This window comes from Bacillus cereus group sp. BfR-BA-01379 (assembly GCF_022663605.1).
Lineage (GTDB): Bacteria > Bacillota > Bacilli > Bacillales > Bacillaceae_G > Bacillus_A > Bacillus_A mobilis.
Genome location: NZ_JAKUFT010000124.1, coordinates 1 through 7,774, shown reverse-complemented (window position 1 = coordinate 7,774; position 7,774 = coordinate 1). Strand labels below are relative to the sequence as shown.

The following is a 7,774-nucleotide window of genomic DNA, read 5'->3' as shown; positions in this document are numbered from 1 at the left end:
CCTGCGATTCTAAACGAGCCGCTTTTGCTTTTAAATTCAAAAAGACAAAAACAGGTAGTTGCAAAATGGAGTTAGCCTTGTTATAATTTCATCATATGTGTTTCATCAATATAGTTGTGTAAGCAGCTGAAGATGAAAAACTCTGTTTCGAAAATGATTCAGGGCGGAAGGAGATGAAAAGAATGAAAGCAGGAATCCATCCAAATTACAATAAAGTTGTATTTATGGACACGAACACAGGCTTCAAATTCTTAAGCGGGTCTACTAAAGGCTCTAGCGAAACTGTTGAGTGGGAAGATGGTAACACTTATCCATTACTAAAAATTGAGATCAGTTCTGATTCTCACCCATTCTACACTGGACGTCAGAAGTTTGCTACTGCAGACGGACGTGTTGACCGCTTCAATAAGAAGTACGGTATCAAGTAATAAAGAACATAAAACAGGCAAGTGTATGTATTCGCTTGTCTGTTTTTTTTGCAAAAATATTAAACCTTTACCCTACTTTGGATTAGGAAAGTAGATGAAAGGAGAGCTCAATGTACTTAATGAATCAAAATGGTTGGATTGAAGTGATTTGCGGGAGTATGTTTTCTGGAAAGTCAGAAGAGCTCATCCGCCGTATACGCCGTACGCAATTTGCGAAACAACATGCGATTGTATTTAAACCATGTATTGATAATCGTTATAGTGAAGAAGATGTTGTATCACATAATGGATTAAAGGTTAAAGCAGTTCCTGTTTCAGCGTCAAAAGATATATTTAACCATGTAACAGAAGAAATGGATGTTATTGCAATCGATGAGGTACAATTTTTTGATGGGGACATTGTGGAAGTGGTGCAAGTATTGGCAAATCGTGGCTATCGTGTCATTGTAGCTGGATTAGACCAAGATTTCCGTGGTCTACCATTTGGACAAGTTCCTCAGCTAATGGCGATTGCTGAACATGTAACTAAATTGCAGGCAGTTTGTTCTGCATGTGGATCTCCTGCAAGTCGTACGCAACGTTTAATCGATGGAGAACCAGCGGCATTTGATGATCCGATTATTTTAGTTGGGGCTTCAGAATCGTATGAACCACGTTGTCGTCATTGCCATGCAGTACCTACAAAACAAAGATAAATGAAACTCGCTATGTAGAGCGGGTTTTTTTCAAAATAGATGAAGATTGGTGGTCGGCTCTTCGTACAGCTAAGAACGTTAGGCAGTCAGAGCTGAGTGAGCCACCTCCACTTTTAAATATAATTTGCGTTTTTTTTATTAAGTACCATATACTAATTGTATTAGATACTAGGATGTAGAGGTGAATGGTGTGTTAGATCGTTTGCAAGCTGTAGAAGATCGTTATGAGAAGTTAAATGAATTGTTAAGTGACCCAGAGGTTATTAGTGATACGAATAAGCTTCGTGAGTATTCAAAGGAACAATCTGATATGCAGGAAACGGTAGAGGTGTACCGTGAGTATAAAGATGTTCGTGAGCAATTAAGAGATGCAAAAGCAATGTTAGAAGATAAGTTAGACGCTGATATGCGTGAAATGGTAAAAGAAGAGGTTTCTGAATTAGAAGGACAAGATAAAGAATTGTCAGAGCGTCTGAAAATTTTACTTGTTCCAAAAGACCCTAATGATGATAAAAACGTTATCGTTGAGGTTCGTGGTGCTGCTGGTGGTGATGAGGCAGCTTTATTTGCTGGTGATTTATATCGTATGTATAGCCGTTATGCTGAGGTACAAGGTTGGAAAACTGAAATTATCGAAGCGAGCTATACAGAGTTAGGTGGATATAAAGAGATTATCTTTATGATTAACGGTAAAGGTGCGTTCGCGAAGCTAAAATTCGAGAATGGTGCTCACCGTGTACAACGTGTTCCTGAAACGGAATCTGGTGGACGTATTCATACATCTACAGCAACTGTAGCTGTATTACCAGAGGCAGAAGAAGTAGAAATTAGTATTCATGAAAAAGATGTTCGTGTTGATACGTTTGCTTCTAGTGGTCCTGGTGGACAAAGTGTTAATACAACGATGTCAGCGGTACGTTTAACGCATTTACCGACTGGTGTAGTTGTATCGTGTCAGGATGAAAAATCACAAATTAAGAATAAAGAAAAAGCGATGAAAGTATTACGCGCACGTGTTTATGATAAGTTTAGACAAGAAGCGCAAGCTGAGTATGATCAAAACCGTAAACAAGCTGTTGGTACTGGTGATCGTTCAGAGCGTATTCGTACGTATAATTTCCCGCAAAACCGTGTTACAGACCATCGAATCGGTTTAACGATTCAAAAGCTAGATCAAATCTTACAAGGTAAGTTAGATGATTTCATCAATGCCTTAGTGATGGAAGATCAGGCTCAAAAGATGGAGGCAGCTGAGTAATGCGTGTCTATGAAGCCCTGAAATGGGCTTCTTCTTTTTTACAGGAAAATGGACGAGATGAAAATGCGGGAGAAATTGTCCTTTGCCATGTATTAAAGACGAACAGAACCGGAATGCTCATGAATATGCGTGAAGAAATAACTGTGGAACAAGAAACAAGTTTTACGGAGTTTATTCATAAGCATGTAGAAGGTATTCCTATTCAATATATGATTGGTTATGAAATGTTTTATGGACGGTCGTTCTTTGTGAATGAAGAAGTATTAATACCAAGACCGGAAACAGAAGAGCTTATAGTGGGAGTGTTAGAAAGAATCGAGCGTCATTTTGGTGATGAGAAACTGCATGTGTCAGATATCGGTACAGGTAGTGGAGCGATTTCTATTACGCTTGCTTTAGAAAATAAAAATCTTCATGTGTATACGGTAGATATTGCACAAGAGTCGATTGAAGTTGCGAAAGAAAATGCAAAAACTTTGGGCGCAGAAGTAACGTTCTATCACGGTGATTTATTATCGCCATTTCATAAAACAGGTCAAAAGTTAGATGTTGTTGTTTCAAACCCCCCATATATACCAGAAGAGGATTGGCGTGGCCTTTCTCCTGTGGTGAAAGAGCATGAGCCAAAGAGAGCGCTTGTTGGCGGTGAAGACGGATTAGATTTCTATCGCCGTTTTATGGAAGAGTTGCCGAATGTGTTGCAGAAGAAAGCAATTGTGGCATTTGAAATTGGAGTAGGGCAAGGTGAGGACGTGAAAGGGTTGTTACAACAAACTTTTCCACATGCTCATGTTGAGGTTGTTTTTGATATTAACGGAAAAGATCGTATGGTATTTGCAGAGATGGAGTAAGGTTCAGACCTTACTCTATTTTTTGTGGGAAAATTTATATAGATTTTGAATTTAATAGTTTAGAAAGATGAAAGTCTGTCCACACTGTTTGTAGAAGGGACGGTGGAGGAAATGAAAAAACAAGTTATTGCTTATCTTCTTCTATTATTAATTGGTGCACAGTTGCTTGTGCAGTTTGGATATATGAAAGCTGATGCGAAAGGGCCTTCAGTTATTCCGAAAGAGGCCGTTCGATTACGAATTTTAGCAAATAGTGATTCAGATAAAGATCAGGCGTTAAAGCGCAAAGTGCGTGATGAAGTAAAAGCACAAATTGATGGATGGGTAGCGGATTTAACTTCATTTGAAGAGGCGCGCAAAGTCATTCAAAGTCATATTCCAGAAATCGAAAAAACAGTGGCAAATACGTTGAAAAAAGAAGGAAGTAAAGATTCATTTCAAGTGAAATTCAGTAAGAATGTAAAGTTTCCTACAAAGGTATATGGGAATTTTATTTACCCAGCAGGGGAATATGAGGCGGTATTGATTACAATTGGGGAAGGTGAAGGGGCAAACTGGTGGTGTGTATTATTTCCGCCGATGTGTTTCTTGGATTTTTCAAGTGGTACAGCTGTAAGGAAAGAAGAACATGTTGTGAAGGCTGAATCTCCTGAAGAAGGAGAAGTTAAGAAACAAGATGAGGAAGTAGTGGATGTAAGAGAGAAGAAAGAGGATAAAGTGAAAGAAACGAAAGTTGTAAAGCAGGAAGTTGCAAAAAAAGTAACAGCTTCTGAAAAGAAATTAGTAAAAAATGAAACGAAAGTAGAAGAACAACCTGTAAGTAAAGAAGAAACAAAAACTGTGGAAAAACCTGTGGAACAAAAGCAAGAAAAACAAAATGAGTATGTAAAAGTAGAGGAGGAAGAAGAAAAGCCAGAAGTGAAGTTATTTATTGTAGAAGCTTTTACATCTTTATTCTCTAAATAGTACTATTAGTAAATCCCTTCTCATATATAAAAAAGAGGAGGGATTTACTATGAAGAAAGTATATTTTGCAACGAAAGCAGATGTGGAAAGATTGCATTCTTTTTTCGGACAAGCTAATAAAAAAGATGATAAAATAAATGAGTTGTACGCGCAATTTATGATTTTGGAAGAGGCGGAAGAAATACGGGCTGTTATCGGATATGAACAAAGTGAAGAACACGCACTGATTCGTTCTTGTTTATTCACACCTAATGTGGATAAACAGACTTTCTTATATTTTTTTGAAATGTTTTTGCAGTATATGAAAGAAAAAAATATTCGACAATTGTACTTACTAACAAATCATCCACAATCTATAACAATCTTTCAGTTTTTTGACTTTGTTACTATAGAGAAAGAAAACGTACCAGAGAGAATTCGACAGTTAGAACACTTTTGTAAAAATATAAAAGAGCCAAATGCAATAATACTAAATTGTCAGCTATTCACAAAGTTATCCACGGATTAATTAGGTTTATCCACATTTTGTGGATAAACCTTGTTTGTCTTTTGGATAAATCTCATAGTAAACTAAAAATAGACAAGTATTTCAGGGTAGAAAAGGACGTGTGAAAAAATGCATACAAATATGTGGGTTGTGGATAATGTTGTGGAAAGAAATAAATATTATCCACAGTTACAAGAAGCAGCAAAATTATTAAGGGAAAACGAGGCGATTGCCTTTCCTACAGAAACGGTATATGGACTAGGCGCCAACGCGATGAATGATGAAGCAATCGCGAAAATTTTTGAAGCGAAAGGAAGACCGAGTGATAATCCACTGATTGTCCACATCGGTACAAAGTCACAGTTGGACGGGATTGTGAAAGAAATTCCGCCAGTTGCAGAGAAGTTAATGGAACATTTTTGGCCAGGTCCGTTAACAATTATTTTACCTAGAAAAGAAGGAATTTCAGAGAAGGTGACGGCAGGACTTAATACGGTTGGAGTAAGAATGCCTGATCATCCAGTAGCGCTTGCTCTTATTGAAGAGGCAAATGTACCTGTTGCAGCACCGAGTGCGAATCGTTCTGGTCGTCCAAGTCCGACATTAGCGTCTCACGTATATGAAGATTTAAATGAGAAAATCGCAGGTATTGTAGATGGTGGTGCGACTGGAGTAGGTGTTGAATCGACTGTAATTGATTGTACGAGCGATGTTCCAACGATATTACGCCCAGGTGGGATTACGAAAGAACAATTGGAAGCGGTGATTGGTACTGTTTCTTTAGATCCGGCTTTAAAGGATGAGAAGGAAAAACCGAAATCACCTGGAATGAAATATACACATTATGCACCGAAAGCGCCACTGAGTATTGTGGAAGGTTCACGTGAATTTATTCAACGCCTTGTGGATGAGAAGAAAGAAGAAGGGTTCAAAGTAGGTGTATTAACGACAGAAGAGTATCAGCATGTATACAACGCAGATGTTGTATTGTCTTGTGGTGTTCGAAGCGATTTAGCAAGCGTTGCGACTAAATTATATGATGTACTTAGAACGTTTGATGCAAGTGAAGTGGATGTTATTTTTAGTGAATCATTCCCGAATGAAGGAATAGGGAATGCCATTATGAATCGTTTAACGAAAGCGGCAGGGCATCAAATTATTACTGAATGATAAGGTACGATTAGCAAACAGAATATTTCTCCTCGGATAAGCATATTTTGAAGTAGCACGTCCGAGGAGGGACATGAATGACGTTTGAACAGCTACTACCTTTAACAATTATGGCATTCGCCTTAGGGATGGATGCGTTCTCGGTGAGTCTTGGTATGGGAATGATGACCTTAAAGGGAAGACAAATCCTGTATATCGGTATGACGATAGGGATATTTCATATTATCATGCCATTTATAGGGATGGTATTAGGTCGTTTTTTATCAGAGCAGTATGGAGATGTTGCACATTTTGCAGGTGCTATTTTATTAATTGGACTAGGATTTTATATTGTATATTCATCTGTTTTGGAGAATGAAGAGACTAGAACGGCCCCTATTGGAATTAGCTTATTCGTATTTGCATTTGGTGTTAGTATAGATAGTTTTTCAGTAGGCCTTAGTCTTGGTATTTACGGGGCGCAGACACTTATTACGATATTACTTTTTGGGTTTGTTAGTATGTTATTAGCGTGGCTTGGTTTATTAATTGGTAGGCATGCGAAAGATATGCTCGGCACATATGGTGAGATAGTAGGCGGTATCATTTTGGTTGGATTTGGATTATATCTCCTTTTTCCTATATAATTTTAAGGAGGAGGGCGTTATGAACAAGCTATTGGAATGGTATATTCGATTTGTAACTTTCTTTCCTAGATGGTTGCGACTGCTTGTTATTTGGGGTATTATTTTGCAAATTTCAATTTTAGGTTGGATGAAGTTAATTCGCGAATGGTAAGATAGCTCCTTTCTGTGCATAGTTGTATTTATACTATATTGATTGCGCTAAAAAATTACACAAATAGAAAGGATGAGATGAATGACGAGATTGAAGCAAGTTTTTGGTATTATTATTAGTTTTTTTGTTTTTTGGTTTAGTATGCTCGGTGTACAAATGTTTGCTGAGTTTTTAGATATTGAGTCATTGAAGTTTGTTGCGGGAAAAACGGAGGCGGCGCGTGCCTTTTATTCTCCGTATCCGTTTATAATCGTTTTTCTTATTACATTGCTTTCCCTATATTTCTTAGTAATTAAGCTTGGGAAACCGAAAAAAGAGAAAGTACCTACTTTAGAGGAGCAGAAGGAAGAGATATAAGGGGGAGACTATGTCTAACATTTCTTTAGCAGAAGCTGTAAAATTAAAAAGCGTATTATCGAAAAGAATACATGAATTAGAAGAAGAGATGAACCAAATTGGATTTGTTGAAATTGAAAAAGGTGATACACTTCCAAAACAGACGCGTACATTGGTACAGGTGGAACAGGAATTAGATGAAGTTCGCGCTGATTTTCGTCTTTTAGATAAATTGATGTATGAAGCAAATATTCAAAACGAAGTTAATTTCAACGGAGAAAACGTAACGATTGTTGAAGCGATAGAGCTCGCAACACAGTTACGTGCGAAAGCTCGAAAGTGTAAAGAGTTTGGCGTGAGTAAGAAAGAAGAGCATGTATATTCTTACGGTGAAACATCGTCTCTTTTAAAAGTAGCGATGTTCGATCCTGAAGTATATCGTGTAAAAGGTTTAGAGTTAGAGAGACAAGCTAATAGATTGTCCAATTTAATTAATGCGAAAAACTACGCGGTTGAACTAGACTTCGATGGTGAAAAATACTTTTAAACCTTGAAGTGGTGAGACTCCGCTTCAAGGCATAGAAGAAGACCGCTTTTGTAAAATGAGATTTTGTGATGGCAAAGGGACAACCAATCATCCAATAACCAATCACACTGTTACTTTTTACCGATGACCAATGATGGTAAAAGAGGTCGATGACCAAAATTGAAAAATTATTTTTCTTCTTCTATGAAAAGGCTGTACCAAATTAATTTGGTACAGCCTTTTATATTTTATAGGTATTCTATTTTGAGCGAATTGCTTC

Annotated in this window: 11 protein-coding genes; all 11 read left to right on the top strand. The window is 37.5% G+C overall.

Going from position 1 to position 7,774, the window contains the following annotated elements:
* Positions 1 to 182 precede the first annotated feature (182 nt).
* The 11 genes from MR113_RS26140 to MR113_RS26095 all read left to right on the top strand — a co-directional run bounded on the left by MR113_RS26140 (position 183) and on the right by MR113_RS26095 (position 7,515).
* Complete coding sequence (locus MR113_RS26140; protein ID WP_000643447.1) at positions 183 to 428, top strand: type B 50S ribosomal protein L31; 246 nt, start codon at positions 183 to 185, stop codon at positions 426 to 428.
* Positions 429 to 538: 110 nt separating this feature from the next.
* A complete protein-coding gene (locus MR113_RS26135) occupies positions 539 to 1,123 on the top strand; it encodes a thymidine kinase (RefSeq protein ID WP_000281086.1) in 585 nt (194 codons plus the stop codon).
* Positions 1,124 to 1,313: 190 nt separating this feature from the next.
* Positions 1,314 to 2,381 carry a peptide chain release factor 1 gene (gene prfA, locus MR113_RS26130; protein ID WP_033656424.1) on the top strand — a complete coding sequence of 356 codons (1,068 nt, stop codon included), beginning with the start codon at positions 1,314 to 1,316 and terminating at the stop codon, positions 2,379 to 2,381.
* On the top strand, positions 2,381 to 3,232 hold the full coding sequence (prmC, locus tag MR113_RS26125) for a peptide chain release factor N(5)-glutamine methyltransferase (protein WP_242257364.1): 852 nt from the start codon (positions 2,381 to 2,383) through the stop codon (positions 3,230 to 3,232). Before prfA ends, prmC begins: the two co-directional genes overlap by 1 nt.
* 111 nt (positions 3,233 to 3,343) lie before the next feature.
* Positions 3,344 to 4,198, top strand: coding sequence for a stage II sporulation protein R (gene spoIIR, locus MR113_RS26120; protein ID WP_242257363.1), 855 nt, complete (start codon positions 3,344 to 3,346; stop codon positions 4,196 to 4,198).
* A gap of 49 nt (positions 4,199 to 4,247) precedes the next feature.
* A complete protein-coding gene (locus MR113_RS26115; protein ID WP_242257362.1) occupies positions 4,248 to 4,706 on the top strand; it encodes a GNAT family N-acetyltransferase in 459 nt (152 codons plus the stop codon).
* A 108-nt stretch (positions 4,707 to 4,814) separates the two neighbouring features.
* Positions 4,815 to 5,855, top strand: a complete 1,041-nt coding sequence (locus tag MR113_RS26110; protein ID WP_061680027.1) for an L-threonylcarbamoyladenylate synthase — start codon at positions 4,815 to 4,817, stop codon at positions 5,853 to 5,855.
* A gap of 77 nt (positions 5,856 to 5,932) precedes the next feature.
* Positions 5,933 to 6,481 carry a manganese efflux pump MntP gene (locus tag MR113_RS26105; RefSeq protein ID WP_242257361.1) on the top strand — a complete coding sequence of 183 codons (549 nt, stop codon included), beginning with the start codon at positions 5,933 to 5,935 and terminating at the stop codon, positions 6,479 to 6,481.
* 19 nt (positions 6,482 to 6,500) lie between these two features.
* Positions 6,501 to 6,632 (top strand): hypothetical protein, encoded by a 132-nt coding sequence (locus MR113_RS28420; protein WP_001037631.1) that lies wholly within the window; start codon positions 6,501 to 6,503, stop codon positions 6,630 to 6,632.
* Between the two features lie 81 nt (positions 6,633 to 6,713).
* A complete protein-coding gene (locus MR113_RS26100) occupies positions 6,714 to 6,989 on the top strand; it encodes a DUF3935 domain-containing protein (RefSeq protein WP_000197468.1) in 276 nt (91 codons plus the stop codon).
* A gap of 10 nt (positions 6,990 to 6,999) precedes the next feature.
* Entirely contained in the window at positions 7,000 to 7,515 is a 516-nt protein-coding gene (locus MR113_RS26095) for a hypothetical protein (protein WP_073517196.1), read from the top strand.
* Positions 7,516 to 7,774: the final 259 nt, after the last annotated feature.

Coding starts and splice junctions, on each gene's coding strand:
- prmC (WP_242257364.1), top strand. CDS start 2,381: ATGCGTGTCTATGAAGCCCTGAAATGGGCTTCTTCTTTTTTACAGGAA.
- MR113_RS26105 (WP_242257361.1), top strand. CDS start 5,933: ATGACGTTTGAACAGCTACTACCTTTAACAATTATGGCATTCGCCTTA.
- MR113_RS26115 (WP_242257362.1), top strand. CDS start 4,248: ATGAAGAAAGTATATTTTGCAACGAAAGCAGATGTGGAAAGATTGCAT.
- MR113_RS28420 (WP_001037631.1), top strand. CDS start 6,501: ATGAACAAGCTATTGGAATGGTATATTCGATTTGTAACTTTCTTTCCT.
- MR113_RS26100 (WP_000197468.1), top strand. CDS start 6,714: ATGACGAGATTGAAGCAAGTTTTTGGTATTATTATTAGTTTTTTTGTT.
- spoIIR (WP_242257363.1), top strand. CDS start 3,344: ATGAAAAAACAAGTTATTGCTTATCTTCTTCTATTATTAATTGGTGCA.
- MR113_RS26095 (WP_073517196.1), top strand. CDS start 7,000: ATGTCTAACATTTCTTTAGCAGAAGCTGTAAAATTAAAAAGCGTATTA.
- MR113_RS26140 (WP_000643447.1), top strand. CDS start 183: ATGAAAGCAGGAATCCATCCAAATTACAATAAAGTTGTATTTATGGAC.
- MR113_RS26110 (WP_061680027.1), top strand. CDS start 4,815: ATGCATACAAATATGTGGGTTGTGGATAATGTTGTGGAAAGAAATAAA.
- MR113_RS26135 (WP_000281086.1), top strand. CDS start 539: ATGTACTTAATGAATCAAAATGGTTGGATTGAAGTGATTTGCGGGAGT.